At 53.4% G+C, this 25,466-nt stretch carries 26 protein-coding genes and 2 pseudogenes; 19 read left to right on the top strand and 9 right to left on the bottom strand.

Translation table 11 applies throughout. The features are described from left to right. Window positions 1–93: 93 nt before the first annotated feature. From SPV1_RS04165 to SPV1_RS04155, 3 genes are all read right to left on the bottom strand, one after another. Window positions 94–642 (bottom strand): BPSL1445 family SYLF domain-containing lipoprotein, encoded by a 549-nt coding sequence (locus SPV1_RS04165; RefSeq protein ID WP_040881463.1) that lies wholly within the window; start codon window positions 640–642, stop codon window positions 94–96. A gap of 98 nt (window positions 643–740) precedes the next feature. Further along, complete coding sequence (locus tag SPV1_RS04160; protein ID WP_009849866.1) at window positions 741–1,460, bottom strand: hypothetical protein; 720 nt, start codon at window positions 1,458–1,460, stop codon at window positions 741–743. Between the two features lie 81 nt (window positions 1,461–1,541). After that, entirely contained in the window at window positions 1,542–2,144 is a 603-nt protein-coding gene (locus tag SPV1_RS04155; protein WP_009849865.1) for an OmpA family protein, read from the bottom strand. A gap of 350 nt (window positions 2,145–2,494) precedes the next feature. Between SPV1_RS04155 and SPV1_RS04150 the strand changes: the two genes are divergently transcribed. The 9 genes and pseudogenes from SPV1_RS04150 (at window position 2,495) to SPV1_RS04115 (ending at window position 8,944) form a co-directional block, all read left to right on the top strand. Then, complete coding sequence (locus tag SPV1_RS04150) at window positions 2,495–3,124, top strand: TIGR04211 family SH3 domain-containing protein (RefSeq protein ID WP_009849864.1); 630 nt, start codon at window positions 2,495–2,497, stop codon at window positions 3,122–3,124. Window positions 3,125–3,187: 63 nt separating this feature from the next. Then, window positions 3,188–3,628 carry an SsrA-binding protein SmpB gene (gene smpB / locus SPV1_RS04145; RefSeq protein WP_009849863.1) on the top strand — a complete coding sequence of 147 codons (441 nt, stop codon included), beginning with the start codon at window positions 3,188–3,190 and terminating at the stop codon, window positions 3,626–3,628. A 63-nt stretch (window positions 3,629–3,691) separates the two neighbouring features. Next, the gene (locus SPV1_RS04140) at window positions 3,692–4,627 is read left to right on the top strand and encodes an AEC family transporter (RefSeq protein WP_009849862.1); all 936 of its coding nucleotides are present in this window, start codon (window positions 3,692–3,694) and stop codon (window positions 4,625–4,627) included. Window positions 4,628–4,670: 43 nt separating this feature from the next. Next, on the top strand, window positions 4,671–5,249 hold the full coding sequence (locus SPV1_RS04135) for an antibiotic biosynthesis monooxygenase (protein ID WP_009849861.1): 579 nt from the start codon (window positions 4,671–4,673) through the stop codon (window positions 5,247–5,249). A gap of 186 nt (window positions 5,250–5,435) precedes the next feature. Further along, window positions 5,436–5,555, top strand: a pseudogene (locus SPV1_RS14285) (AEC family transporter); the annotation flags it as partial. A gap of 265 nt (window positions 5,556–5,820) precedes the next feature. Next, complete coding sequence (locus SPV1_RS04130) at window positions 5,821–6,564, top strand: DUF4145 domain-containing protein (RefSeq protein WP_009849859.1); 744 nt, start codon at window positions 5,821–5,823, stop codon at window positions 6,562–6,564. 84 nt (window positions 6,565–6,648) lie between these two features. Beyond that, on the top strand, window positions 6,649–7,176 hold the full coding sequence (locus tag SPV1_RS04125; protein WP_009849858.1) for a hypothetical protein: 528 nt from the start codon (window positions 6,649–6,651) through the stop codon (window positions 7,174–7,176). A 92-nt stretch (window positions 7,177–7,268) separates the two neighbouring features. Next, the gene (locus SPV1_RS04120; RefSeq protein WP_009849857.1) at window positions 7,269–8,093 is read left to right on the top strand and encodes a GIY-YIG nuclease family protein; all 825 of its coding nucleotides are present in this window, start codon (window positions 7,269–7,271) and stop codon (window positions 8,091–8,093) included. A gap of 113 nt (window positions 8,094–8,206) precedes the next feature. Beyond that, window positions 8,207–8,944 (top strand): Abi-alpha family protein, encoded by a 738-nt coding sequence (locus tag SPV1_RS04115; protein ID WP_009849856.1) that lies wholly within the window; start codon window positions 8,207–8,209, stop codon window positions 8,942–8,944. Between the two features lie 210 nt (window positions 8,945–9,154). On the opposite strand, the gene SPV1_RS04110 is transcribed toward SPV1_RS04115, so the two are convergent. Both SPV1_RS04110 and SPV1_RS04105 read right to left on the bottom strand, forming a co-directional pair. Further along, complete coding sequence (locus SPV1_RS04110) at window positions 9,155–9,409, bottom strand: helix-turn-helix domain-containing protein (protein ID WP_009849855.1); 255 nt, start codon at window positions 9,407–9,409, stop codon at window positions 9,155–9,157. A gap of 36 nt (window positions 9,410–9,445) precedes the next feature. Then, the gene (locus SPV1_RS04105; RefSeq protein ID WP_009849854.1) at window positions 9,446–9,856 is read right to left on the bottom strand and encodes a YqaA family protein; all 411 of its coding nucleotides are present in this window, start codon (window positions 9,854–9,856) and stop codon (window positions 9,446–9,448) included. A gap of 33 nt (window positions 9,857–9,889) precedes the next feature. Here SPV1_RS04105 and SPV1_RS04100 point away from each other — a divergent pair, with 33 nt between their 5' ends. Together SPV1_RS04100 and SPV1_RS04095 are read left to right on the top strand one after the other, a co-directional pair. Then, the gene (locus SPV1_RS04100) at window positions 9,890–10,330 is read left to right on the top strand and encodes a methylated-DNA--[protein]-cysteine S-methyltransferase (RefSeq protein ID WP_231288276.1); all 441 of its coding nucleotides are present in this window, start codon (window positions 9,890–9,892) and stop codon (window positions 10,328–10,330) included. 38 nt (window positions 10,331–10,368) lie between these two features. After that, the gene (locus SPV1_RS04095; protein WP_009849852.1) at window positions 10,369–10,647 is read left to right on the top strand and encodes a peptidylprolyl isomerase; all 279 of its coding nucleotides are present in this window, start codon (window positions 10,369–10,371) and stop codon (window positions 10,645–10,647) included. A gap of 181 nt (window positions 10,648–10,828) precedes the next feature. Here the strand turns inward: SPV1_RS04095 and SPV1_RS04090 are convergent, their stop codons facing one another. Further along, window positions 10,829–12,988, bottom strand: a complete 2,160-nt coding sequence (locus tag SPV1_RS04090; protein ID WP_009849851.1) for an EAL domain-containing response regulator — start codon at window positions 12,986–12,988, stop codon at window positions 10,829–10,831. A 224-nt stretch (window positions 12,989–13,212) separates the two neighbouring features. Here SPV1_RS04090 and SPV1_RS04085 point away from each other — a divergent pair, with 224 nt between their 5' ends. Together SPV1_RS04085 and SPV1_RS04080 are read left to right on the top strand one after the other, a co-directional pair. Continuing rightward, entirely contained in the window at window positions 13,213–13,710 is a 498-nt protein-coding gene (locus SPV1_RS04085; RefSeq protein ID WP_009849850.1) for a cupin domain-containing protein, read from the top strand. Continuing rightward, the gene (locus tag SPV1_RS04080; protein WP_009849849.1) at window positions 13,710–14,588 is read left to right on the top strand and encodes a pyridoxal-phosphate dependent enzyme; all 879 of its coding nucleotides are present in this window, start codon (window positions 13,710–13,712) and stop codon (window positions 14,586–14,588) included. Before SPV1_RS04085 ends, SPV1_RS04080 begins: the two co-directional genes overlap by 1 nt. A 74-nt stretch (window positions 14,589–14,662) precedes the next feature. Here the strand turns inward: SPV1_RS04080 and SPV1_RS04075 are convergent, their stop codons facing one another. From SPV1_RS04075 to SPV1_RS14795, 3 genes and pseudogenes are all read right to left on the bottom strand, one after another. Then, entirely contained in the window at window positions 14,663–15,925 is a 1,263-nt protein-coding gene (locus tag SPV1_RS04075) for a diguanylate cyclase domain-containing protein (RefSeq protein WP_009849848.1), read from the bottom strand. 92 nt (window positions 15,926–16,017) lie between these two features. Continuing rightward, a complete protein-coding gene (locus tag SPV1_RS04070; protein ID WP_009849847.1) occupies window positions 16,018–17,361 on the bottom strand; it encodes a glutamate--cysteine ligase in 1,344 nt (447 codons plus the stop codon). A 56-nt stretch (window positions 17,362–17,417) separates the two neighbouring features. Next, window positions 17,418–17,626 (bottom strand): annotated as a pseudogene (locus SPV1_RS14795) (GDCCVxC domain-containing (seleno)protein). A 140-nt stretch (window positions 17,627–17,766) separates the two neighbouring features. Between SPV1_RS14795 and purH the strand changes: the two are divergent. The 6 genes from purH to SPV1_RS04035 all read left to right on the top strand — a co-directional run bounded on the left by purH (window position 17,767) and on the right by SPV1_RS04035 (window position 25,449). Further along, window positions 17,767–19,323, top strand: a complete 1,557-nt coding sequence (purH, locus tag SPV1_RS04060) for a bifunctional phosphoribosylaminoimidazolecarboxamide formyltransferase/IMP cyclohydrolase (protein WP_009849844.1) — start codon at window positions 17,767–17,769, stop codon at window positions 19,321–19,323. A gap of 86 nt (window positions 19,324–19,409) precedes the next feature. Further along, the gene (gene dauA, locus SPV1_RS04055; RefSeq protein WP_009849843.1) at window positions 19,410–21,137 is read left to right on the top strand and encodes a C4-dicarboxylic acid transporter DauA; all 1,728 of its coding nucleotides are present in this window, start codon (window positions 19,410–19,412) and stop codon (window positions 21,135–21,137) included. Window positions 21,138–21,284: 147 nt separating this feature from the next. After that, window positions 21,285–22,568, top strand: a complete 1,284-nt coding sequence (gene purD, locus SPV1_RS04050) for a phosphoribosylamine--glycine ligase (protein ID WP_009849841.1) — start codon at window positions 21,285–21,287, stop codon at window positions 22,566–22,568. 85 nt (window positions 22,569–22,653) lie between these two features. Next, window positions 22,654–23,130 carry a 5-(carboxyamino)imidazole ribonucleotide mutase gene (purE, locus tag SPV1_RS04045; RefSeq protein WP_009849840.1) on the top strand — a complete coding sequence of 159 codons (477 nt, stop codon included), beginning with the start codon at window positions 22,654–22,656 and terminating at the stop codon, window positions 23,128–23,130. Between the two features lie 103 nt (window positions 23,131–23,233). Continuing rightward, window positions 23,234–23,731, top strand: a complete 498-nt coding sequence (locus SPV1_RS04040; RefSeq protein WP_231288275.1) for an L-threonylcarbamoyladenylate synthase — start codon at window positions 23,234–23,236, stop codon at window positions 23,729–23,731. Beyond that, on the top strand, window positions 23,728–25,449 hold the full coding sequence (locus SPV1_RS04035; RefSeq protein WP_009849838.1) for a cytochrome c biogenesis protein ResB: 1,722 nt from the start codon (window positions 23,728–23,730) through the stop codon (window positions 25,447–25,449). Before SPV1_RS04040 ends, SPV1_RS04035 begins: the two co-directional genes overlap by 4 nt. The last annotated feature ends 17 nt before the right edge of the window (window positions 25,450–25,466 follow it).

The following is a 25,466-nucleotide window of genomic DNA, read 5'->3' as shown; positions in this document are numbered from 1 at the left end:
TATCGCCCCGCCACCGTATCGGGTGTGATGGGCAGGGAGATAAAAAAGGAAGCGCCCTTTCGGGGCGCCTCCTTGATGTTGAAGCTCTTTGGGTTACTTGTTGACCCTGGTGATTTTGCTGCCTTCGAAGGTCAGGTTGTACATCAGGCCCTTATTCGAAAAGATGAAGCCGATAATCGGGTCTTTTACCGTCTCCGTATCCACATCGCCTCCGGCACCGACGGTAACCAGCGCCACGCTTCCGTCTACGCCTGCCTTCCAACCCTTGCTTGCCTTGAATCCCTTGAGCGCGTCACGGGTCATGAACATGATGACTTGCGACTTTACCTGCGCGCCGATCTGCAGACCGATCGAGGCTGCTGCGGTATTGTAATAACCGGTGGTCTTGCCGTGCTCCAGCATCGCGCCTTCACCGAATTCGCCGCCCACGCCGAAACCGGCCTTGAATACCTCAGGGAAAACCAGGATGGCCACGGACTTTTGTGCCAGCTCCTTACCCGACTTCACCTGCGAATAAAATGTAGTCATGGTGGCTTTGACCTTGGCATCGATTTCAGCCTTGCTGGCGGCATGTGCGGCAGGCATGAAAAACAGACCGCCCAGCAGAATCAGCGTACTCATTCGAATGATTAACGATTGCATAGCACTCTCCTTATGATGTTACCGGCTCATCAGGCTGCAGCTGATGATAGAATGCCGCCATGACCCGTATCACGTTTTCGTGGGGCAGGCGGTCTACTTCACTTGCCGATCATGTGTACAATGATCTTGTTCCTGGCGAAGGGGCTGGAGCCCTTGCGAAGTACGACCTTCGCGCTGGTGACACGGGCCAGTATTGCCAGCAGTGATTCGGCCACGCCTTTGTAGCTTTTATCATAGTAAAATACAGTTGTGATATTGGCCATGCTCATCTTTTCTGATGGCGGGGGGTACTTTCCCTTAAACCCCTTCTCTATAAGCGCCTGAGCAACCGACTGCTGCAGCGCCGGCGCTATATTGGCTGTATAAATATCCAGATCAGCCGACGCAGCCGTCGCTGCAGCGCTGGCGGCAGTCTTTGCCGCACCTTTGTGTGCAGCCGCTGCCGGCGCCCTCTTTCTGGCAGCGCGTGCGGTTAGCCTGTTATCCAGTTTTCTGATCCGAGCCTCAAGAGCGGCAATACGTGCCTGTGCATCATCAAGCTTTTCGCGCAGGCTGCCGTTCTCTTTTTTCAGGCGCTCCTGTCCCTTGATTGCCAGCTCGGCATCCACCAGTTGTTGAATGGTTTTAAGCTTAATATCCGTAAGATCATTTTTTGCCAGCTGTAACTGATCTTTTGTATCTCTGAGGCTGCTTTCCAGTCCGGCAAGATTATTCTGCCGGTAATTGACCACACCGGAAACGAGCGCGAGAACAAGTGCGGTGGTGGCAATGATAACAGCAATGTTCTGATAGGGTTTGTTGTGTATCTCTTCTGTCATAATCACTCCGGTCTGCAGGTGAAAATCAGCTAAAAAAATAGCCCGGTATCGACCGGGCTATTGTAACTATGCGTGAGGAACTCAGTTTCTTACCAGATGGATTTCCGCCCGCCGGTTTCTCTGTCGCCCCTCTGCGGTAGCATTGTCTGCCACATAATTGCTGGCGCCAAACCCCAGCGCGCGGACAGAATCATTAGGTATGCATGCATCTATCAGTGCTTGCGCCACATTTGTTGCACGCGCATGACTTAATGCCATATTGGTTTTGTACGGATGATGGGGTTTATGCCTGTGTCCGGGATAGCCGCCGATCGGCTCATCATCGGTGTACCCGCGCACCTCAATGGACTGCTCTCTTGGTTTGGAGAGGAACTTTTTAGCCAGCCGGCTGAGGGCCTTGCGTGATTCACGCGTCAGCTCCATGTAACCGGAGCGGAAAGATACGGTTACCCACAGGCGATCTACCGGTGTGGCCACTCGCTCAGGCTTAGGGCTCGCCGTTGCCTGAGCCTTTTTATCGGCAATATCCTGATTCACTTGCTTCAGTTCCGCCCGTAGAGCGGCAACCTCTGCTCCCAGCTGCTCATTTTCGCTGGCCAGCTGTTGATCGCCGGCTGGAGCGGCTGTCGATTCAGGCTCGGACGGACCGAATATGGCATTAATGGTGCTACAAGAGGACAACATCAATAATAAAGAAAACAGAACACTTCTAAATTTGTACATTGTTATGAACACTCCCTGAAAATTCCCCGACAGCTGCAATTTAGTTGAGAATATCCGTTTCAGCAAGGAGTATATCCAATACAGTGGCTATTTTTACCCGGCTATGGGGAGTGAAACATTGAACATATGACAAATAAATCCAATAATGCTTTGCCATTGCGAACCAAGTTTGAATAATGGCGTGCTGCTATGCAGGCACAAGCTCGGGCTGGCAGTTGTGTTTTTAGCGCGAAGGCAACCTGTATATGAGCGATACCGCTTTTTTATTCCGAAGTATCATTGGCTTGAAACAGTTCGAATGGGGAGTTTCAATGAGATTAATATTTGTGATTATCGGCTTGCTGGCCTGCGCCACCACAGCCTTGGCTGACACGCGCTATATCGTGGATCAGGCAACATTGCCTATGCGTTCAGGTCAGAGCACATCATTCAAGATCATAGGCATGCTGCCCAGTGGCATGGCTGTCGATGTGTTGGAGCAGGCGGAGTCCGGATATTCGCGCATCCGCACACCAACCGGCAAGGAGGGCTGGATTCTCAGCCGCTACCTGATGAGCACGCCGGCCGCCCGTGACCGACTGGCCGCGGCCGAGCTGAAACTGACCAAGCTCAATGAATTGATACAACAGAAAAAACAGGTGGAAGCCGAGCGGGATCAGCTAAAAGATGTCAAAGCCAAGCTGGAGGATGAGCTGAGCCGTATCCGCAAGACAGCCGCCAATGCCGTGCAGATTGCCGAAGAGAACAAGGCTTTGAAGGCCTCCACGGCCACAGCCCAGACCGAGCTGGAGTCGCTGCGTCAGCAGACCCGGGACATTCGTAGTGGCGCTCAGCAGCGCTGGTTTATGCTCGGAGGAGGCGCGATTTTGCTTGGCATTCTGCTGGGTTTGATTCTGCCCCGGCTGAAAGTGCGTCGTAAATCGCAATGGGGCGGTTACTGATCCACGCCTTCGATAGCAACGAATATGTCTGGTCAGTCGGGTAATTCAGGCTAGCATTCGCACATGGCCATTGTGAATCGCCGGGCACGGCACGAATATCATATTCTGGAAACCCTCGAGACAGGCATGATGCTGACCGGGCCGGAGGTGAAATCTATCCGGCTGGGCCAGGCGAACCTGGCCGAGGCGCATTGCATTATCCGTAACGGGCGCATGCTGTTGATCGGCTGCCATATCAGCCCTTACAAGCCTGCCGCGATGAACAACCCGGCGGACCCGACCCGCTCGCGCCAGCTGCTGCTGAATAAGCGGGAGCTCGAGCGTCTGGTCGGCCGGCTCAAGGAGAGCGGCCTGACCATCGTGCCGCTGAAGCTCTATTTCAACGAGCGCAACTATGCCAAGCTGGAGGTCGGCCTGGCCCGCGGTAAAAAGATGCACGATAAACGTGCGGCCATCAAAGAGCGCGACGTCAAACGGGACCTGCAACGCACTTACAGAGTGTAATATGTACTTTCATCAGGGGTAAATAGCATAGTGAGTCGGTCGCCGACCATGTAGGCTTTGCCCATGATCAATGTCCTGTTCGGTATGGCCGCCATTATCCTGACCGGTATCGTCTGGCGTCTGGTGCTCGGCGGAAAATCCGCTGAAACCATGCGCAGCCATCTGGCTCAGGCTGTCTACCATATCTTTTTACCCGCGCTCGTACTGCATGTGCTCTGGCAGTTCCCCGTCGGCCTAAATACGCTGCGTGTACCGATCGTTGCCGCGCTCTCCGTACTGTTATCGCTGCTGGCCGCCTTTCTACTTTATGGCAACGGCAAGCTGGTGCGCGCCTTTATGCCCGGCACGCCCGACAAGGCTGTCGGCGCCCTGCTGCTCGCCTGCGCCTTTGGCAACTTCTCCTACCTCGGCCTGCCTGTCCTGAGCCAGACCTTCGGCAGCTGGGCGCAGGTGGTTGCCATCCATTTCGATCTGCTGGCCAGCACGCCGCTGCTGTTTACCGTCGGCATTATCCTGGCCCGCTATTACGGTACGGCTGGTGAGGGGATGCACCCGCTGGTCAGTCTGCTGCGGGTGCCCGCGATCTGGGCGGCCGCGGCAGGATTGATACTCAGCGTGTTTGCCGTACCGATGCCCGCATGGTTGGGCGAATCGCTCAGCACACTGGGCGCGGCGGTTGTGCCGCTGATGCTGCTTTCGGTGGGCATGGCGCTGCGCTGGCAGGCCGGCTGGCTGCCGCGTATTCCGGTGCTGCTGCCGGTGATGGTGATTCAGCTGCTGCTGATGCCGCTGATTGCATGGGGCTCCGCCATCGGCGTCGGCATGCCGGATAAATTTCTGGCGCCGGTGGTCATCGAAGGCGCAATGCCGACGATGGTGCTGGGGCTTGTGATCTGCGATCGCTTCAAGCTCGATGTCTCGCTCTATGCCGAGGCCGTCACGCTGACCACGCTGCTCTCACTGCTGACCCTGCCGCTCTGGCTACAGGCCGTTTCCTGATTTGTTCAATTTATAATTCGGGAATCATGAAAGTGGAGGCTCTATGACTGTAGCTTCACCCTCTGATGCGGAGTCCTTCGAAGGGGCAACAGTTGTCATTACGCATAGACTGCGTAACGATAAACATGCCGAATACGAAAAGTGGCTCGAAGAAATTGCGCCTCTTTGCAAAGCGTTCCCGGGTCACTTGGACTGGCACATCATCCGCCCGATTCCCGGGCTGACGGAAACCTATACGGTCGTTATTCGATTCGATACCGAGGCACATCTAAAGGGGTGGATGGATTCTCCGACTCGGGCCCGCCTAATCGAAAAGGTGCGCCCACTGTTCGTGACGGGCGATGACTTCTTCGTCAGTAGTGGTTTGGATTTCTGGTTCACTCCTGCGGGGGCGCAGGCAAAGGTGCCGGTGCGCTGGAAGCAGTGTCTGGTTACATGGTCTGCCATCTACCCTCTGGTGTTAGGAGTACCTTTGCTTATTGTGCCTGTATTACGGCATATGGGCGTACCAGACAACAACTTTATTACTACACTCGCAGTGACAGGAATCGTGGTGTTTTTAATGGTGTATGTCGTTATGCCTCACTTTACAAAGCTCATCCGGCAATGGTTGTTCAACTAAGTCAGCCTGCGCCAATAAGGCGCTCAAGCAACGCATGTATGGGTTAGCGAAGCATTCCTGATGCAAGCGCAGTGATAATGTTGAGAGCTTCCGTGAGACGCCTTGCACTGAAAGGCAATTGATCCGCCGATAACTGGAAGATCTGGATTCAGGCAGGGCTTCATGAGGCGAGTGGACAACGATGGTCTGGGGCTTGTGACCTACGATCGCTTCAAGCTCGATGTCGCGCTCTATGCCGAGGCCGTCACGCTGACCACGCTGCTCTCACTGCTGACCCTGCCGCTCTGGCTACAGGCCGTTTCCTGACCGCTTCAGACCAACCCCGACCTTTCAGGGCCGCTTTCGGCCACCATATAAATCGTTATACATAGTAACGTATATTCAATATCGTGATTATATATACTTATACTTAACACGGTTATTTCAGGGCAATTGTATAACCCTCAACAGATCTTTGACGGTTTTACTAATACAGCCTATGCTCGAATCCGGATGGGGAGTTATTTATGCGGCCAAATAGCTACTTATACTCATTAATAAGTTATGTGCACAAATGAATAGGAGCTAGATTTTGGACCTTTCCCCAAAATTCAAAAGTGACAAATTTCAATGCCCACATTGTCTGGTTGCATCGCAGCAACGGTGGTTTGATGTCGACAATGCTAGTGGAGCAGCAAATAATATTTTAAAGCATGTCTTTTATGACTACAGAAAACATATCCAAGGTTACCAACAAAAGGCTATTGAGGGTTTTATCGGGGAAGTAGAATCAGCGAACAATCGGCATATGTCAGAGTTTGTCCCGGATGATTTTTCTGTAGCCACTTGTTCAGCATGCGGAGATATATCAATCTGGGTAGAAAAAGAAATCGTATACCCAAAGAAAACGCCTGTTGCTCCGCCTAACGCGGACATGGATCAAGAGATCCAGAATTTGTACGTTGAGGCCTCAACCATCGTAGTTGATTCACCTAAAGGTGCTACAGCGTTATTGAGGTTAGCCTTGCAGTTACTACTTAAGCAGCTCGGCAAATCTGGAAAGAACATCAATAATGATATTAAGGCTCTTGTTGCAGAGGGACTGAGTCCAAAGATTCAACAGGCGTTGGATTTGCTTCGCGTGGTCGGTAATAACGCAGTGCATCCGGGTCAGATCGACCTCGAAGATGGTCGAGAAATCGCCTTGAGGCTATTCCATGTTCTTAATTTTATAGCCGATGAGATGATTTCAAAGCCAAAGGAACTTGATCTGCTTTATTCCGACGTGGTTCCAGAGGAAACAAAAAAACATATCAACGAAAGGGACGGGAAATAATGCGCCACTACAAAGTATCACATAACAAAGCATTACAGCGGACAAGCCGCTGAATGCGGCGTTATAACTCATAATTGAACTCTTATGGAATTCCCAATAATCGAAAAAATCCACATCATAATCTTTAGCGCTAGCATAGGTTTTCTAGGGCTGCTTTTTGCTTTTCGTAATCGACTGGCCGATACAAAAACAAGGATAATTGTTGAGCATGGTTTTGCTCATGAATTAATTAGTGAAGGAAATAAATTTTTACCTGGCACGAAACCTATTATTTATGTCAAAGTTAAAAATACAGGTTCCACTCAACGCTTCATTGAAAAGCCTAAAATATGGATCTCTCGCAAAATTAATGGTGAGCAAGTATTTCATCCAGCTAAAGTCAACGATCCCAACAAATACCCATTCAAACTAGAATCAGGCGGCGTATTTAAAAATGATCTCAATCTTAACGACTTTGAGTCACAAATTGGTCGTCATTTGAAGGACTCAGACGAAATTCGCTTCGTTGTATCAGATACCCTTGGGCGTGAATACAAATCCACAAAGTTTAGGGTTAAGGAATTACGTGCTCAAATTGAAGTTGCAAGGAAAGTAGATGAAGGTGAACAGTGACAAGTTATAACAAGTCGCTTGTTCTGACCTTCGTTACGCTGCGCTTCTCTCCGGCAGCACAGCTCGGACGTTATACCCAAAAGGAAGCATGAATGAGCGACATTCCAATCACCAATATCATCAGAATTGAAGAACCGAATAAATACAAATTTCATGCTGCCCGTTGGAATGGTGGTGATCAGCCCCTTGACGTTTATGTGAGAGACAAGAAGGAATGGTTTGGTTGGAATACTTGGAGAAATAGTAAAAACGAATTTTCCCGCCAATATATATTCTCATTGATAGACTTTTACCCTGAAAATAATATGTGGTTGTTTGGCGGTATCTATGAGGTTGTTAAGAGAAACGATATTCCTGATAGTCATAGCTATGAAATAAAGGAGCTAAAGGAATATTCTGATTATATTGGAAGACTAAAAATAAAATTAGAAAAACCATCTAGAGGAAGAGCTTTTTTCTTGGAACATCATCTAGGTAAAATGAAAGTCTCAGAAATACTGAAACAGCCTTATTCAGGAGAGGCGTTTCCTGGATATGAAAACATAAATCATGATTTCAATATATTGATACCAATATTTAAAAATGAAAATGCAGACTGGAAGGCAGCATTAAAGAATGTAAAAGGTGTTTACGTAATAACAGATAAATCAAATGGTAAAAAGTATATTGGATCTGCTTACGGTGACTCTGGAATTTGGTCGAGGTGGGGTTGCTATATTGGTACAGGGCATGGTTGGAATGACGAACTTACCAAACTAATTAAAGCGGAAGGATTTGATTATGCGAAAGACAATTTCAGATTATCACTCCTTGAATATCGTCCAATGAAAGCAGATGACAAAGTAATAATTGAAAGAGAAAGCTACTGGAAAGAGGTATTTCTTTCGAGAGGCAAATTTGGCTACAACAAAAACTAAACAAGGTATAACAAGGCAAATGCACTCGGACAGCCAAAAGCTGCGTCGCTCGTGCCTCGCTATGCAGCTTGTGGCTGCCGGTGATTTGCGACGTTAGCTGCCTTGGAGAAATTATGACTAACGACATAGATGTTATTGAAAAAGTAATAAATTCAAAGGTAGCTGAGAAGGTTTACGATGACGGTGTAAGTCCAGCAGCAATAGAACTTGGGAAGCTGGGTCAAGATCTAGCAAAAACAGCTCGCTTGATCCTTGCACCTATCCAAATCGCCGCATCGTTTCAAGATCGTTTTGCTAGTTTTTTAGAAAAGCTAAACCGATCTGTTCCAGATGAAAACCTTATTGAAATACCTGCGGAACTTTCCTCCGTTTGCATAGAAAAAATGAAATACCTAGACGTAAGCAACCCTTTATGGCTTATGTTTGAGGAATTGTTAATTAAGGCATCTAATAAAGAAACTATTGGAGAGGTACACCCAGCATTTGGATATATTATCGGGCAATTATCTCCAGATGAAGCATTTATGCTTCAGGCTCTCAATAGTTCTGACTTTGAAATTGTTGACACGATGGACCTTAATAAAAGGGAAAATAGGTTTGTAAATCGTCAAATCGAAACAAGCACAGTTCCTGAAGAGCATCTAGCTAATCCTGAAGCACTAAGTATTTATTATGCGCACCTTGAATCAATGTCACTTGTAAATTGGCCAGTACTGAAACAAACGCCCATATATGAACCAGGCAACAACCCTCAAAATCAAATTGGCACACGTAGAGAAACAAAAATTCAGTTAACAGATTTTGGGAAGCTGTTTGTTACAGCATGTGTCCCAAAAGACGGATTCAACTAATGCAGCTAACAAACGCATGCAGTCGGACAAAGTGCTCGCTACGCGCGCACTTTGCCGCTGATGCGAGGCGCTATACGAAAGGAGCCTCATGAGTAAGCTGAGGTGCCTAGTCTATTATTGTAGCAACCCAATCGATTTGACTGCTTAGCGCAGTTGGGAGGCGTTCGATAACGTAAGGTCACAATCTGTAACCTTACGTCTGAAGCAGGTTTATTGAGGCTTCTCCCGCATCAATTGCAGGACGGGGTGCGCGCCGATGGCTGTGGCATAGCGAATCACGCTTTTCATGCTGGGCTGCTGAGCGCCGCCTTCGATGCGGGCAACAACTGACTGGGTGGTGCCCATACGTTTGGCGACTTCGGCCTGTGTGAATCCTGCTTCGGTCCTTGCTTCAATCAGGGAGCGGGCGATTTCAAATTCATAGGCATGTGAATCGTAGGCCTCGCGAACCCCGGCATCCTGCATCCATTGTTTTTTCAGTTCGGCAAGCAGTAGTGCAGGTCAAATGAAGGGCAGGGCCAGCACGGCGTAGCGGGCCAGTTTGCCGATGGTGACCAGAATCAGGAATGGCACGATGCCGCAGCGCAAAAGGCCTGCCACCAGACATAACGGATCGCCGACAACCGGTAGCCAGGCAAACAGTAGTGCAGGCTTGCCGTAGGCTGCAAACCAGCGCTCGGCCCGCTCGCTCTGCGCCTCCGAGATACGCAGCCATTTTTTGTGCATCGCCGCGTTGCCGAGCCGTCCCATGGCGTAGGTAATCAGGCTGCCCAGCACATTGCCGACGGTGGCGATCAGCACCAGCGTTACGGCATTGCCGCCCTCATTCAGGCGGTAGAGCAGCAGCGCTTCCGAGCCGCCGGGAAACAGCGTCGAAGAGATCAGTGCCGAAAAGAAGAGGGGCCAGTCCATGCCAGCAGGCTAACCAGCTGCTATGCTATGCGCATGTTTTACCGCTTCGACTCGCCGCTGGGCCCAATCGCTTACGACTGGAACGGAGAGCTCTGTGTCCGCCTGGAACTGACGGCGGATACCAAGGCGCTGAGCTGCAGCGATGATCCGGTCGCGCAGTGGTTGCACGATTATTTCACCGGGCAGGCGACCGAACTGCCGCCGCTGGCAAAGCCTGCCACACCCTTTCAGCAGAAAATGCGTGCCGGCTTGCTGGCCATCCCCTTCGGCGAGGTGCGTACTTACGGGCAGTTGGCCGGTCAGCTAAACACAGCGCCGCGTGCCATGGGGCAGGCGCTGGGGGCAAACCCGCTACCTATTCTGATACCGTGCCACAGGGTGGTTGCGGCCGACGGTTTGGGCGGTTTTGGCTGCGGTCTGGCGTGGAAAAAGAAGCTTCTCGATTTTGAGTACGGTTTTTCAGCGCAGCATTGAGCTGTTAGGGTCCGCCTAACTTATGACGAGGTGAAACAATGACCGTAGCAACAGCACGCCATATTCTGGTGGATACAGAAGCACAGTGCGAAGCACTCAAAGCAGAGATCGAAGGCGGCGCAGACTTTGCCGAAGTGGCAAAAGAGCACTCGAGCTGCCCCTCCGGCCGTAACGGCGGTGATCTGGGTGAATTCGGTCCGGGCATGATGGTTCCGGAGTTCGACAAGGTCGTATTTTCTGCTGAAGTCGGCACCGTACAGGGACCGGTTAAAACCCAGTTCGGTTATCACCTGCTGGAAGTTACCAGCCGCAGCTAAGACGTGTAAAAACGGACAGGGCTACCGCGCCCTGTCCGTTTGACGCCGTTCCTCTCCCTTCGATGCTCGTGTTCAAAGATGACAGCCTTTCTTTGCAGCGGACTTTGGCGAGATAGATTGTACATAGGCATGGTAGATCGGTACTCGGGCACTGCTGACGAAGCTTTTATCAGAGATTTTATCAGAGAAGGTTGTTGATCCAGCCGTCCAGCAGTGATGCTCTTTTTGTCAGATGCGACGTGATTTCATCGGCCGTGACCGGTGGGCTGGAGAGATAGCCCAGCATACCATCGGTGTTATGATGGCGCAGAAATGAGAGCTGATCATGCGTCTCCACGCCTTCAGCTACGACCGGGTGATTCAGGATATGCCCCATGGCAATAATGGCATTGGCGACCTGACCGCTGTCTCCGGCGTGCCCGATTTTTCCGATCAGTGCGCGATCCATCTTCAACTCGTGTATCGGCATCGCCTTCAGCGACTCCAGCGAGAAAAAACCGGAACCAAAATTACCCATGGTTATTTTCACACCCACATCACTGAGATCATGCAGCGCCTGCGTGAGAAAGGAGCCATGCCGCATCAGGTCAGCCTCACTGACCTCCAGCTCGAGCAGGTTGGGCGCGAGAGCGCACTCATCGAGAATACTTGCTACCAGTCGGCTGAAATCAGGATGTCGTAACTGCTCAGCCGTTACGTTTACCGAGACAGGTACGACCTGCAGCCCCGCATCCAGCCAGGCTCTGATCTGGGCAGAGGCCTGACGCAGCACCCATTCGCCGATCGATACAATCAGCCCTGTTTTGTTGGCCAATGGCAGAAACTGGGCGGGCTGTAGCATGCCTTCGCTGCCCCGATCCCAACGCAGCAGTGCATGGGTGCCGGTGATCAATCCTTCTTTCAGGTCCACCTTGGGTTGATAGTAAACCACCAGCTCATTATTGATCAGAGCCTGACGCAGGGCTTTTTCCATATCGAGTTCACTGTGCAGACCCTGAAGCTGCGTATCGCCGGACTCGCGGTAAACGCAACAACGGTTGCGCCCGGCCTCCTTGGCCTGATACATCGCATCATCAGCCAGCCGCATGAAGGTTTCTGCATCGCTGTAATCAGAAGATTCAATGCGGATACCAATACTGATACCGAGCACATAGCTGGAATGGTTGAGGAGCATAGGCTCCTGGATGCAGGAAATGATCTTGTCGGCTATACGGCAGGCGGCTTGTTCAGAGGCAATGTCGCCCAGAATGATGCTGAACTCATCGCCTCCGATCCTTGCCAGTGTATCGGTCTCGCGAATGCAACCCTGGAGCCTCTTGCCAACTTCAATCAGGGCCTGATCGCCCCATTCGTGACCCAGCTCATCATTGATCGGCTTGAAATAGTCCAGATCCATAAACAGTACAGCCATCGTTGTATGATTGCGGTGTGATTGTGCAATCGCCTGCTTCAGGCGGTCAAAGTATAGGCTGCGGTTGGGCAGGCCTGTAAGCAGGTCGGTATAGGCCATCTGGATGACCTTCTCTTCATTCTGCTTGTGTTCGCTGATGTCGGCCATAAAACCCAGAAACTCCAGCTGCCCATGCCGGTTTTTCTCGACCCTGACCTCATCGCCTACCCAGAAGTAGTGGCCGTCCTTGTGCTGAAAACGGTATTCAAAACGACTGCTGCCTCGATCCAGGGCTAGTTTGAGTTCGTTACGAACCATTGCCAGATCATCCGGATGTACACACTCCAGGCGGAAATCCGCCTCGGCGGTGAAGGTATTGGCCGGGTAGCCGCTCAGGCGTTCGATATTATCGCTGATGAACGTCGTGGCATAATGCTCGGATATATCCGAGGCATAAATGACTGCGGCGGTTGAGGTGAGTAAAAAATTCAATCGCTCGTTGACCTTGCGGATTTGCGCCTCACTTTCCTGCAGCCGTTGATGCATGGCCTGAAAATCCTGTAGCCGCTGGTTCTCCAGCTTCAGATTGCGAAAATCCAGCCAGTGTTTGACGCTGTGCACCAACTCATGTGGATTAATCGGTTTTTCCAGGTACTCGACAGCGCCCTGACGCAAGGCTTCAATGGTGTTTATCTTGTCGGCGTAGCCGGACATCATAATGACAGGGCAGGCAGGCTGCTGCCCGCGGATATAGCTGAGGATTTCCAGGCCCGACTTTCCAACCAGCTGGATATCAAGCAGGGCAAGGTCTATCGAGTCATCTATCAGTGCGATTGCCGAGTCGTAGTCCTCTGCTGTACAGACCAGAAACCCTGCATGCTCCAGCAGCTCACCGTATGCTTCCCTGATTGTTTGTTGATCTTCAACGATAAGAATCTTGGATTGCTTCACAGCGGCGGCTCCTCCCGGACTCAGGTTCGGTGCAGTGTCTGCTCATCATCCGTCACTACGCCCGAGGGCTGACGCATGAAGCTAACATAGCATGGCTTGGCGGAATTTGCCAGTCCGACAGGCTGGTGTACGCTTGCCGCAGTGTCGGTTCGGGGAGGGTGCCCATGTCCCGGCGCACTCTGTTATAACAGTGGTTGCAAATGCAGCCTTGTGGAGAGAAGTATATGAGTGAAGCAACAAGGTGGATTGAGCATCTGGCTCTGGAGCAACACCCTGAAGGGGGGTGGTACAAAGAGGTGTATCGCTCGACAGAAAGGATTGCAGCGGCCGGGCTGCCGGAGCGCTTTGATGGTGAGCGCTCCTTTTGCACCAGTATCTACTTCCTGCTCGAAAGCGGCTCATTCTCCGCTTTTCACCGCATCAAACAGGATGAGTTATGGCACTTTTATGATGGCGAAGGGTTGTGTGTGCATGTCATTGATCCTGTCGGCAACTACAGGCAACAGAAGCTGGGTCGCAGGCCGCAACAGGGTGAATCCTTTCAGCATGTGGTCAACGCAGGCGACTGGTTTGCAGCCAGTGTAGAGGAGGGCGCATACGCGCTGGTGGGTTGTACTGTCGCCCCTGGCTTTGAGTTCGCCGACTTTGACATGCCAAGTCGTGATGAACTGACTCGCCGCTTTCCGCAACATCAGGCCATGATTGCACGCCTGACCCGATAATGCCCATCACCTCCGGCGTTGACCGCCTTGTCGTCCAGGGTCGCGATTTCTATATCAAGCGCGATGACCTGATTGACCCGCTGCTCTCCGGCAACAAATACCGCAAGCTGTATAGTCTGATTGATACCCCCGCCACACGTTACCGCCGCCTGATCTCCTACGGCGGTACGCAATCGAATGCCATGCTCTCTATCGCCGCCTTATGCAGGCAAAAGGGATGGCTGTTTGATTACACGGCCAAAACCGTCCCGGCGCATCTGAAAGCGAGCCCCTCAGGTAACTTGCGTATGGCGCTTGAACTGGGTATGCAGTTGCATGAAGTCGCACCGGCCGCATATCAGGCGGCGATCGAGAAGCTCAGGTCACAGTCTGATCCAGCCATGTTGCTGGTTCCCCAGGGGGGCGCAGATCCGATGGCCCGATTTGGCATCGATATGCTGGCACGGGAAATTGATGCGTGGCGCCGGAGCCGTCGGATAAGCAGTCTCTACATCGTCACACCTTCCGGTACGGGAACCACGGCATACTACCTTGCCTGCGCATTGCCCGAACTCATGGTGCTGACAACGCCTGTGGTGGGCGATAGAGGCTACCTCTCCGCCCAGATGGAGAGGTTGGGAGCCATGCCCCGCAACTTGCGCATACTTGAGAGCGGCAGGAAACATAACTTTGCCAGACCGTACCCGGAGTTTCTTGATATGTGGCGTGAGCTGAAGGAGGCAGGCATCGAATTCGACCTGATCTATGGTGCGGCGATGTGGCATGTGCTGCTTGAGCAGATCGACAGGATCGATGGCACTATCCTCTATGTGCACAGCGGAGGCCTGAGCGGCAATGCAACGATGCTGGAGCGCTACCGGCACAAGGGGTTTATCTGAAGGTGTGGCTGACGCCCTACCCCGCCTGCATACAAATCACTACATCAGAGGCAAGGCTGTAATAACCGGGTTGGTTACTCCGGCACCATATCCGGTTCATAGAAGAGGTAGCGGTTTTTGCCGCTATTTTTCGCCGCATACATGGCTGTATCGGCCTGATGGATCAGTGCATCCATATCCGTTGCGTTTTCCGGGAACAGGGAGATGCCGATGCTTCCGCCGATATGGCATGGTATGCCATCAATGATAAAGGGGGTGGCGAGCCCTGCCAGAATCCGGTCAGCAACAACCTGAGTCATATGCTGATCCGTGGTCACATCGTACAGAATAAAGGCGAATTCATCGCCGCCGAAACGGGCGACCGTATCCACTTCACGGATGGCTTTGACCAACCTGGCAGCCACCTCCTGCAATAGCGTGTCGCCGGCGACGTGGCCAAGCGTGTCATTGACCGCCTTGAAGCCATCCAGATCCAGAAACAGAATGGCAACCTGCTGGTCGTAACGTTTTGCCTGTGCAAGCGCATGTGTAAATCGGTCAAAAAAGAGCGTTCTGTTCGGCAGACCTGTGTTGGCATCGAAATGGGCGAGCTTGAGGATCGCCGCTTCATTGCGTTTTCTCTCGGAGATATCGGCAACAATGCCGACAAAGTAGTGCTCGTTTCCGGATGTCATTTCATTGACCGAGAGTGAGATGTGGATCGGTTCGCCACTTTTGTGTCTGGCAATCAGTTCTCTTTCAATGCCGATAACATGGGCCTCTTTGGTCTGCATGTACCGTTGCAGGTAGTTGTCATGCTCTGATCGATGCGGCTCGGGCATGAGCATGCTGATATTTTTTTCGATCACTTCCTCGAGTCTGTAGCCGAATATGCGTTCGGCTGCCGGGTTGAATGCCTTGATGACCCCGAGGGTGTTAATCAGGATGATGCCTTCCATGGCATGAGTGACGATAGATTCGGTTAACAGCCGATTGCTTTGCAGCTCATCCTGTGCATCTCTTAACTGACTGATGATTTTCCAGATCAGGTGGGTTTCGGAGCCGCCAACGATACTGCATGGGCCAATGATGCTTGCAGCCAGCTCCGAAACAGACTCATCTCCGGTCAGATTAAAAGCAGTGCATGGCTGGCAGGCGCGCAGGGCCGCTTCGGCGTTGTTATAGACCGGGATGTTCAGTGCTTTTGCCGTAGCTAAGGCAGGGGCGGCCGGATCCGGGTCGGAAACGCCGATGACCTGAACCAGTGTTTCATCCCGCAAGAGTTCCAGAAAAGCAGTGCCGCCGTGACCGCCGCCAAGAATCAGAATCGGATGTGCTGCAGAAGATGCCTGTGTCATTGCCGATCCTTTATGCGCGTATTTCACCGTTATATCACGAGATTTGGCAACTATTCCCAATACCTGTAAAAATATAAAGGGGAAATTATACCCTACGGATGCATGGCATCGGCGAAGACGCGGGATATATCGCCATGCCACTCATTGTGCCATGCGGCCAGCCAGCGATCGGCCTGGGTCTGGCCGGATACAACCGCATACATTAACGGTGTCAGAAAGCGTGCCTCATTCTCGCCCGCATCATTGCAGATGTTGAGCCTCTCCAGCCCGGCCCGTGAAATATCAACCATCTGCTCACACAGTGGCAGGAGATCGCCGTCCCGGAATGGCGTGCGCATGGCTGTGGCCGGAACGGCCTGACGCAGTGCAGTCACTTCGGCATGAGTCCAGTCACGGATCATATCCCAGGCGGCCTGCTCGGCTTCGGCATCATAGAGCAATCCCTTCCACAGGGCGGGTAATGCACATATCCATGGCCATGGGCCGGCATCAGCGCCGCGCATTTCCAGATATTGTTTAAGTCGGACGTCGGGGAACAGGGTGGAGATATGCAGCTCCCAGTCATCCATGGTGGGATACTGCCCGGCCATTTGTGGCAGGCGCCCGTGCATGAAATCACGGAAGCTGTTGCCGGCACAATCAATATAGTGGCCATCCCGCACGACAAAATACATCGGCGCATCCAGCGCCCATTCGGTATAAGCCTGAAAACCGAAACCATCTTCAAAGGCGCAGGCGGGAATGCCGGTGCGAGCCGGGTCGGTATCCAGCCAGCAGGCGCCGCGCCGGGAGAGGTAGTCGGTTGGTTTGCCGGCCTCGAACGGACTGGCGGCAAACAGGGCGGTAACCAGCGGTTGCAGGCAGAGCGAAATACGCATCTTTCTGGCCATATCCGCTTCGCTGGAGAAATCCAGGTTGGCCTGTACCGTGGCCGTGCGTAACATCATATCCAGTCCGCCATTGCCAACACGGGGCATATAACGACGCATTACTGCATAGCGCTCTTTCGGCATCCATGGAATATCATCCCTGCCCCAACGGGGCTGAAAACCCATGCCGAGGAAGCCGATACGCAACTCTGCCGAGATGGTTTTGAGTGCCTTTAAGTGGCCTGTCGTTTCCAGGCAGGTCGCGTGAATGGAATCCAGCGGCGCGCCGGACAATTCCAGTTGGCCGCCGGGTTCGAGTGTGACCGACGCCATGCCGTTTTTCAGGGCAATGGGCTGTCCGTTCTCATTGACGATTTCCCATTCGCCACCCGCCAAGCGTTCGAGAACAGCGCGTATGCTGCGTTCTCCGTCATAGGGAATGGGGCGGAATGTATCCATGCAGAAACCGATTTTCTCGTGCTCTGTGCCGATGCGCCACTCGTTTCGCGGCTTGCATCCGACGGCAAACCATGCGGCAAAATCACTACTGGTAAGGGGTCTGTTCATGGCGTCAATCTAGAAGCCTGTCAGCAGAAATGCATCAGCTGTTATCGTACGGGTACTTAATGGCAGCAGCGATCGTCCTGCCGGACCGGCGGACAGGGCAGATCGCCCCAGGAGCAGAATACGCAACAATCCCCGGGCTTTGGCTTGAGCATGCTGTGACAGGCGCTGCATTCGTAGAACTACCGGCAGGCGTCGGTCGGCATGATTTCGCACTGCCTCTGTGCCCGCACTCCGGACAGGTAATGGTGGATTTACAGTTCGGGATTTACCATGTCGTGAGGTTAGTCGGAGGTTGATGATGCATCCAGCATTCATAGCCGGTTTGCTATGCGCAGTTGCGTGGACACGAGCAATGCGTAGCTTGCCACGCCTTCCAAATCCATCTTTATATCCGGAGCGTCCATTATGGCTTCCATCAAGCGCGCATTGATCAGCGTATCAGACAAAACAGGTGTGGCCGACTTCGCCCGCGCTTTGGCTGATCGCGGTGTCGATATCCTTTCCACCGGCGGTACTGCCAAGCTGTTGCGCGATGAAAACATCGCCTGCCGTGATGTCTCCGATTATACCGGCTTTCCGGAAATGATGGACGGACGCGTCAAAACCCTGAACCCGAAAGTGCACGGCGGCATTCTCGCCCGCCGCGATAATGAGGGTGATCTGGCATCGATGCGTGAACACGGTATCGAGCAGATCGATCTGGTCTGCGTGAACCTCTATCCGTTTCGCGAAGCGGTAGCCAAAGAGGGCTGTACGATTGATGACGCCATTGAAAATATTGATATCGGTGGCCCCTGCATGGTGCGCGCTTCGGCCAAAAATCATCGTTTTGTCACCATCGTTGTGGATCCGGCCGACTATGCTTCTGTGCTGACTGCGATGGATGAGGATACACTCGATGAGTCCCGCCGCCGGGCACTGGCCGTCAAGGCGTTTGCTCACACCGCCGCCTATGATGGCGCTATCGCCAATCACTTCTCGGCGCTCAATACTGATGGCAGCAAGCGTGATTTTCCGGATGTCTTTACCCGCCAGTTCATCAAGACCGCAGATGAGTTGCGTTATGGCGAGAATCCTCATCAGGCCGGCGCCTTCTATGCCGACCCGGAAGATGATGGCCTCTCCATGGCCGACTGCCCGGTACTGCAGGGCAAGGCTATTTCCTACAATAATATTGCCGATGCCGATGCTGCGTTTGCGCTGGTACGTGATCTGGGTGATGAAGCAGTGGTGATTGTCAAGCATGCCAACCCTTGTGGTGTGGCGATGGGTGCCGGCTCACAGGCCGAGATTTACGAGCGTGCGCGCGCAGCAGATGCCGTTTCGGCATTCGGCGGCATTGCCGCGTTCAATCGTCCGCTGGAAGCGGACACCGCAGCACTGATCGCCGAAACTTTTATGGAAGTGGTGATTGCACCCGGCTTTACCGATGCCGCACGTAAAGTGCTGGCCGAGCGCAAAAATCTGCGCCTGATGCTGGCGCCATCCGCCGCACCGGTTTCCGGTGGCCTTGAATTCAAGCGCGTCAACGGCGGCCTGCTGGTGCAGCAGCGCGATGCCCACATTCTTGATCGTGCTGCCTGCACCGTGGTCACAAAGCGGGCACCGACCGAAGCCGAGTGGAATGATATGCTGTTTGCCTGGTCGGTCGCCAAACATGTCAAATCCAATGCTATCGTCTTTGCCAAAAACGGCACGACGCTGGGTGTCGGTGCAGGCCAGATGAACCGGGTGAACTCCACGCGCATTGCAGCCCACCATGGCGGCGATTCCATCAAGGGGTCGGCCGTGGCATCCGATGCCTTCTTTCCGTTCCGTGACGGTGTGGATGCGCTGGCCCAGGCCGGCGCCACAGCGGTGATTCAGCCGGGTGGCTCTATTCGCGATGATGAGGTGATTGCTGCTGCCGATGAGCAGGATATCGCCATGATCTTCACCGGCATCCGTCACTTCCGCCATTAATCACTGCTGCGCAGGCGCGTACAGGTATGCATAACAGGGTAAGATTCACCCATGAAAGTCGCCCGTATGTCGGGTAAGGTGTCGGCATGATCAACGCGTTGTTTGCAGCGGCAACACTGAGGCAGAATATACTGGCCGGGCTGACGGTCGGTATCGTTGCCCTGCCCTTGTCCATGGCGCTGGCCATTGCCAGCGGCGTGCCTCCGCAGCACGGGCTCTATACGGCCATCATTGCTGGCATCGTCATCGCCCTCTCCGGTAGCAGTCGTGTAAACATCTCCGGCCCCACGGCCGCTTTTGTTGTGATTCTGCTGCCTATCGTACAACAGTTCGGGCTTGGCGGGCTGTTAATCAGCGGGCTGATGGCCGGCATGATCCTGATTGTCATGGGAGTGCTGCGTCTTGGTACGTTGATCGAGCTGGTACCTTATCCGGTCACCGTGGGCTTTACCTCCGGCATCGCAGTGGTCATTGCCACCACCCAGATCGGTGATTTTCTCGGCCTTACTGTCGCAAAGACGGGCAACACCTATATCGACAAAGTGCAGGGCATCCTGCACGCGCTGCCCACCATACAGCTGCCGGAAGTCAGTATCGCGCTGATCACGCTGATCATATTGTTGAACTGGCAAAAACTGGGGACACGCATCCCTTCGCATCTGGCCGCACTGGTTGTCGGTACGCTGCTGGCATGGCTGGGCGGGACGTTTGTTGACGGCTTTTCGGTGAGTACTCTTGCCTCCGAGTTTCATTACAGTTTTTCACTGATCACAGAATCCGCTCCCGGCGGAGTTGAAGTCAGTGGCAACGGTATTCCGCCACTGGCACCGCAATTTCTCTGGCCCTGGCTGCAGCCCGATGCAGATGGAAATCCCATCGGTCTGTCGCTGCATCTGCTCGCCAACCTGTTCGGTGCGGCCATCGCCATCGCCCTGCTGGGCGCGATTGAGTCGCTGCTCTGTGCTGTCGTCTCCGACAGTATGGCCGGCACCCGTACCGATCCCAACCGGGAGCTGATCGGGCAGGGAATCGGCAACCTGATCGTGCCCTTCTTTGGCGGTATCCCGGCCACTGCGGCGATTGCCCGCACGGCCACCAATGTGCGTAGTGGCGCTACCACGCCGCTCTCTTCGGTTGTGCATGCGATGTTCATGCTATTGGCCATGCTGTCGCTGGCGCCGCTGCTCGGCCTGATTCCCATGGCTTCGATGGCCGCACTGCTGATGGTGGTGGCATGGAATATGAGTGAGGCCAAACATTTCGTGAACATGCTCAGGGTTGCGCCCCGCCATGATATACTGGTGCTGATTACCTGCTTTTCGCTGACCGTGCTGCTTGATATGGAGGTGGCTGTTGCCGCCGGCATGGGACTGGCTGGTTTCCTGTTTATCAAGCGCATGACCGAGCTGACCGGCGTGAAGCTGATCAATCCGGCTTCCAGACACGGCGATATAGAAGTGCCTGATGCCATCATGATTTACGATATTAACGGTCCGATGTTTTTTGGTGCGGCTCAGAATGCGCTGAAAACGCTGCTTAGCATTCGTAAAGAGATCAAAGTGGTGATTATCGATATGAGCGATGTGCCTATGATTGATATGACGGCCATGGTGGCGATGCAGTCGATTATCAATAACCTTGCCGGTAAAGGGATTTCGCTTGTTTTCTGTGGCATGGAGGCCGATGTGAAGGTCAAGCTGAAACGGGCGGATATCCTCAAGCGGGATAATATCTACCTGCAGCGCTCAATAGCCGACAGTGTTGCCAAAGCCAGTGCTCTGCTGGCTGAGGAAAAGCAGGGTGAGCTCTCATAAGGTTATTGCGATCCAGGGCGGGTCGGCTTGTGGGGTATTCACCCGATCAGACACCTGCGGCTTGCCTAAGCCGGGCAAACTCCTAGCCTTGGCCATCAGATGAAGAATCAGCTTGCCTGTCATGGCTGCTGGTGAATAGAGGTATACATGAAAGTTCTGGTTATCGGCGGCGGCGGTCGTGAGCATGCATTGTGCTGGAAGCTGAAACGTTCACCCTCGGTCAACGAAGTGGTTTGCGCGCCGGGCAACCCCGGCATCAAACGCGATGCGCGCTGTGTGGATATCAGTGTAGAGGATATCGACGGCTTGATGAAGCTGGCCGCAGATGAAAAACCGGACCTGGTAGTGATCGGGCCGGAAGTGCCGCTGGTCGCAGGGCTCGGAAACCGGCTGCGCGATGAAGGCTTTGCCGTTTTCGGACCGGACAAGGCGGCGGCCAATCTGGAAGGCAGTAAATCATTTTCCAAACGGTTGATGTACGAGGCGGGCGTGCCTACGGCTCGCTTTGAGGTGCATGTCGATGTCAATGAGGCGGTGGATACCATTCGCAGTTGGGGTGCGCCGATTGTCATCAAGGCATCGGGCCTGGCCGCCGGCAAAGGCGTGATTGTCGCCCGGACGGAAAAAGAGGCTATTGATGCCGCCCGCGACATGCTTGCCGGCAACTCATTCGGCGATGCCGGCTCCCAGGTGATTATCGAAGAGTGTCTGGTCGGTGAAGAGGCATCGTGCCTGTTCATTGTCTCCGGCGATACGATTCTGCCGCTGGCCTCATCTCAGGACCACAAGGCGCTGCTTGATGGCGATAAGGGCCCGAATACCGGCGGCATGGGCGCTTATTCTCCGGCCCCCTGCGTGACCGATGAAGTGGCCGATGAAGTGCTGGAAACCATTGCCCGCCCCATCATTGCAGCGCTGAAAAAGAAAGGAGCCGAATTTATCGGCACCCTGTATGCAGGCGTCATGTTGACCGATGACGGTGTTAAAACACTGGAGTTCAACGTTCGCTTCGGTGATCCGGAGTGTCAGCCGCTGATGAGCCGGCTGAAATCCGATCTTGGTGAGGTATTGCTGGCAGCTGCCGAAAGACGACTGGATGGCGTACAGTTGGAGTGGGAAGCCGGCACGGCGTTATGTGTCGTCGTTACCTCCGACGGTTATCCGGGTAACTTCGACAAGGGACAGGTAATTGGCGGGCTGGATGACATGGAGGCAGCCGGCGCGCTCGTTTTCCATGCAGGCACGGCTGAGAAAGATGGCATGATCGTCAATAGCGGCGGTCGGGTGCTGGGCGTAACAGCAGTAGCTCAGAGTGTTTCCCAGGCGCAACGGGTTGTCTATACGGCGCTGGAAAAACTGGACTGGCCGGGTGGTTTTTATCGTCGGGATATCGGCTATCGTGCGGTCGCCCGGGAAGAAAGCCGGGATTAAACCCGCGGAATTTGATGGCGGCGGGGCGGCTAAAGCCGCCCTTCGCAATCTCATACCACCCGTGTTGAAAAGAGTGGAGTAACGAATGGAATCTTTGAAAGTGTTGATATTGATGGGCAGTAAGTCCGATATGCCGATTATGCAGAAAGCCGAAGCGGTGCTGGACGAGTTCGGCGTAACCTATAAAACGCTGGTTCGCTCGGCACATCGTACGCCGGAAGCGACCATGCAGTCGGTCAAGGATGCCGAAGCTGCAGGCTGTCAGGTGTTTATCTGCGGAGCCGGCATGGCAGCGCATCTGGCCGGCGTGGTCTGCTCCAAGACCGTAAGGCCGGTCATCGGAGTGCCTATTGCTTCCGGTCCCTTGCAGGGAGAGGACGCATTGCATTCGACGGTGATGATGCCGCCCGGCATGCCGGTGGCGACCGTTGGTATCAATGCCGCGAAAAATGCAGGTCTGCTGGCAGTACAGATGCTGGCCCAGACAGATGCCGCCCTGACGGAGAGGCTGTTGGCCGATCGTCGGACGCAGGCAGAGGCTATCCTCGCTGAACAGGTCTGATCCATCATCGGGCGCCTGTCTTTCTCCGACAGACAGGCGCCCCTCAACGACCTCTCTTAAACTGGCTGCCCTGCGTGGCGCACGGGTTTTGCTTGCCGGTGGAGTGATCGCACATCACACCGGTACACTGCCCGGCATTGCGGCGGCCACGTTGAATCAGCAGTCGACAGATCGCCTGATCCGCTTCAAGCAACGCCGTGGCCCCTTTCTGCTGCTGGCTGACCAGAAGGCAACAGCGGCACGCATCGCACGCTATTTTTCACCCGAGTTGCGCAGGCAAATGCATGCGGCATGGCCCGGTCCTGTCACGCTCGTGTTTCCCGGTCGCCCCGGTCTGCCGGCCTGTTGTTACCGCAAAGGGTTGGTTGCGGTGCGTGTAGACAGCTCTTTGCAGGCACGGCAGCTGGCCCATGCCTGCGGCGGCTTGCTGGCATCGAGTAGTCTGAATCGACGCGGTGGAGCGCACCTTCGGCCCGACAGAAACCTGCAGATGCGTTTCCATCACTATCTGGATGGCCGCATCATTGGCCTGCCTCCGGCCGGAAAAGCATCATCCATAATCAGAATAAGGCGTAATCATTCCACCGTTATTCGCCGATGACGCCAGAAGCTTTTATGGCTAACATGCCGCGCATGCAATCATTCCCTTCCTTCTTTAAATATATCTGGCAACGGCTGGGTTCCATGTCTCTGGCCATTATTCTGCTGGTCGTACTGGCCATTGCCTCGGTCATCGGCACCGTGCTGTTGCAGAATCAGGGCCAGGCAGATTATCTGCAGCAATTCGGGCCGTTATGGTACTGGGTGTTCCGCAGCCTGGGCCTGTTCGATATGTACCATACATGGTGGTTTTTGACCATTCTTGGTTTCCTGATGCTCTCTCTATCCGCCTGTTTGTGGCGCAATGTGCCCAAAATGCTCAAGGATATGCGCTCCCGCAAAGCCACGGTAACAGACAAGGCGCTCAAACATTTTCAGTATAGCAACCGCTGGCAACTCGATGGAGTATCCGATGTTGCCGCTATTCAGGCTGCATTTCAGAAGCGACTGCAGGGTTGGGAGTTCCGCACTGCTGAAGAGGGTGATCGCCATAGCATCCGTGCCGACAAAGGGCGTTGGAATAAATGGGGTTATATCCTTGTTCACTCTGCCATTCTGGTCATTCTCGTCGGCGGCTGGATGGGGGCGCATTTTGGTTTCCGCGGCAATATGGCGGTGCCGGAAGGTTCGGCGGATAATGAAATCTCCTTTTTGCAGGGTACCCAGACGGGTCACAAGACCATGCCGTTTATGGTTCGCTGCAACAGCTTCTTTATTGATTTCTACCCGACAGGTGCTCCCAAGGAGTTCCGTAGTAATTTAACAATTATTGATGGCGGCAAGGAAGTGCTGACCTCTGATATTATCGTGAATGAGCCTCTCTATTATAAAGGCGTGCGTATTTATCAGGCAAGCTTTGGCGATGGCGGTTCGGATATCGTTCTCAAGCTGTTTCACATGGACGGCTCGGAGGCTATCACCACGGCATCTACTCAGGTTTACAAGAGCTGGACTGATAAAGATACCGGTATAGTTCTGAAAATTACCGACTTCAAGCCGTATAATGTCGAAAATCTGGCCGACCCCGGTCAGGCCAAGAAGTTTCAGGATCTGGGCCCTGCAGTTGAATACGAAATGCGCGGTCCGGGGCTGAAGCCGGTCAAGATCAAGTCGTTTATGAATCCTTTTGTCGATCTGAACGGTGTCAATCATGGCTCATTTATGATGATTTCACTGACCGGAGATGATGCCGATTACAAGCCGGTTGCTCTCGGTCTGGATCTGACCCATCCGGTGGAGTGGAAGCTGTTCCATGCTTTCATGAAGCATCTGTCCGCCCTGTCAGGCAAGCAGTCAAAACAGGCGAATCTGGAAGCATTCAGAGCTGCCATGAATGACGTATTCGGTGAGGGAGAGCGACCAAAAGGGTTTCAGGAAATGGCTATGCGTACGTTGCAGGCTGTGAATATGCTGCCGCAACTGCCCTGGCCGATCCTGCCCGTACTGAGTGACTTTACGCAGCATTACTACACAGGGCTGCAGCTGGCGCGGGATCCGGGTATGAACGTGGTGTGGATTGGCAGTGCGCTGCTGGTCTTCGGTTTATGCATTATGTTTTACATGCCACACCGTAAATTATGGTTGATTGTTCAACCCAAGGACGGCGGCATGACAGTCACTCTGGCTGGCATGGTTAATCGCAATCACCTTGTTTTCAATAAGGATTTTCATGATTTGTTCACAAAGTTGGGCGATGATTTCGCCGGCTTATCAAGCTGAATTACTATGGAGGAACA

The organism is Mariprofundus ferrooxydans PV-1 (assembly GCF_000153765.1).
Classification (GTDB): domain Bacteria; phylum Pseudomonadota; class Zetaproteobacteria; order Mariprofundales; family Mariprofundaceae; genus Mariprofundus; species Mariprofundus ferrooxydans.
This window is presented reverse-complemented; position numbering and strand designations above follow the sequence as displayed.

What these genes read in the sequence shown, in the direction of transcription:
- purD (WP_009849841.1), top strand. Translation starts at nt 21,285, where the DNA reads ATGAAAGTTCTGGTTATCGGCGGCGGCGGTCGTGAGCATGCATTGTGC.
- SPV1_RS04080 (WP_009849849.1), top strand. Translation starts at nt 13,710, where the DNA reads ATGCCCATCACCTCCGGCGTTGACCGCCTTGTCGTCCAGGGTCGCGAT.
- dauA (WP_009849843.1), top strand. Translation starts at nt 19,410, where the DNA reads ATGATCAACGCGTTGTTTGCAGCGGCAACACTGAGGCAGAATATACTG.
- SPV1_RS04095 (WP_009849852.1), top strand. Translation starts at nt 10,369, where the DNA reads ATGACCGTAGCAACAGCACGCCATATTCTGGTGGATACAGAAGCACAG.
- SPV1_RS04155 (WP_009849865.1), bottom strand. Translation starts at nt 2,144, where the DNA reads ATGTTGTCCTCTTGTAGCACCATTAATGCCATATTCGGTCCGTCCGAG.
- SPV1_RS04150 (WP_009849864.1), top strand. Translation starts at nt 2,495, where the DNA reads ATGAGATTAATATTTGTGATTATCGGCTTGCTGGCCTGCGCCACCACA.
- SPV1_RS04100 (WP_231288276.1), top strand. Translation starts at nt 9,890, where the DNA reads ATGTTTTACCGCTTCGACTCGCCGCTGGGCCCAATCGCTTACGACTGG.
- SPV1_RS04125 (WP_009849858.1), top strand. Translation starts at nt 6,649, where the DNA reads ATGGAATTCCCAATAATCGAAAAAATCCACATCATAATCTTTAGCGCT.
- SPV1_RS04160 (WP_009849866.1), bottom strand. Translation starts at nt 1,460, where the DNA reads ATGACAGAAGAGATACACAACAAACCCTATCAGAACATTGCTGTTATC.
- SPV1_RS04115 (WP_009849856.1), top strand. Translation starts at nt 8,207, where the DNA reads ATGACTAACGACATAGATGTTATTGAAAAAGTAATAAATTCAAAGGTA.
- smpB (WP_009849863.1), top strand. Translation starts at nt 3,188, where the DNA reads ATGGCCATTGTGAATCGCCGGGCACGGCACGAATATCATATTCTGGAA.
- SPV1_RS04075 (WP_009849848.1), bottom strand. Translation starts at nt 15,925, where the DNA reads ATGACACAGGCATCTTCTGCAGCACATCCGATTCTGATTCTTGGCGGC.
- purE (WP_009849840.1), top strand. Translation starts at nt 22,654, where the DNA reads ATGGAATCTTTGAAAGTGTTGATATTGATGGGCAGTAAGTCCGATATG.
- SPV1_RS04105 (WP_009849854.1), bottom strand. Translation starts at nt 9,856, where the DNA reads ATGGACTGGCCCCTCTTCTTTTCGGCACTGATCTCTTCGACGCTGTTT.
- SPV1_RS04135 (WP_009849861.1), top strand. Translation starts at nt 4,671, where the DNA reads ATGACTGTAGCTTCACCCTCTGATGCGGAGTCCTTCGAAGGGGCAACA.
- SPV1_RS04140 (WP_009849862.1), top strand. Translation starts at nt 3,692, where the DNA reads ATGATCAATGTCCTGTTCGGTATGGCCGCCATTATCCTGACCGGTATC.
- purH (WP_009849844.1), top strand. Translation starts at nt 17,767, where the DNA reads ATGGCTTCCATCAAGCGCGCATTGATCAGCGTATCAGACAAAACAGGT.
- SPV1_RS04085 (WP_009849850.1), top strand. Translation starts at nt 13,213, where the DNA reads ATGAGTGAAGCAACAAGGTGGATTGAGCATCTGGCTCTGGAGCAACAC.
- SPV1_RS04110 (WP_009849855.1), bottom strand. Translation starts at nt 9,409, where the DNA reads ATGCAGGATGCCGGGGTTCGCGAGGCCTACGATTCACATGCCTATGAA.
- SPV1_RS04035 (WP_009849838.1), top strand. Translation starts at nt 23,728, where the DNA reads ATGACGCCAGAAGCTTTTATGGCTAACATGCCGCGCATGCAATCATTC.
- SPV1_RS04165 (WP_040881463.1), bottom strand. Translation starts at nt 642, where the DNA reads ATGCAATCGTTAATCATTCGAATGAGTACGCTGATTCTGCTGGGCGGT.
- SPV1_RS04120 (WP_009849857.1), top strand. Translation starts at nt 7,269, where the DNA reads ATGAGCGACATTCCAATCACCAATATCATCAGAATTGAAGAACCGAAT.
- SPV1_RS04070 (WP_009849847.1), bottom strand. Translation starts at nt 17,361, where the DNA reads ATGAACAGACCCCTTACCAGTAGTGATTTTGCCGCATGGTTTGCCGTC.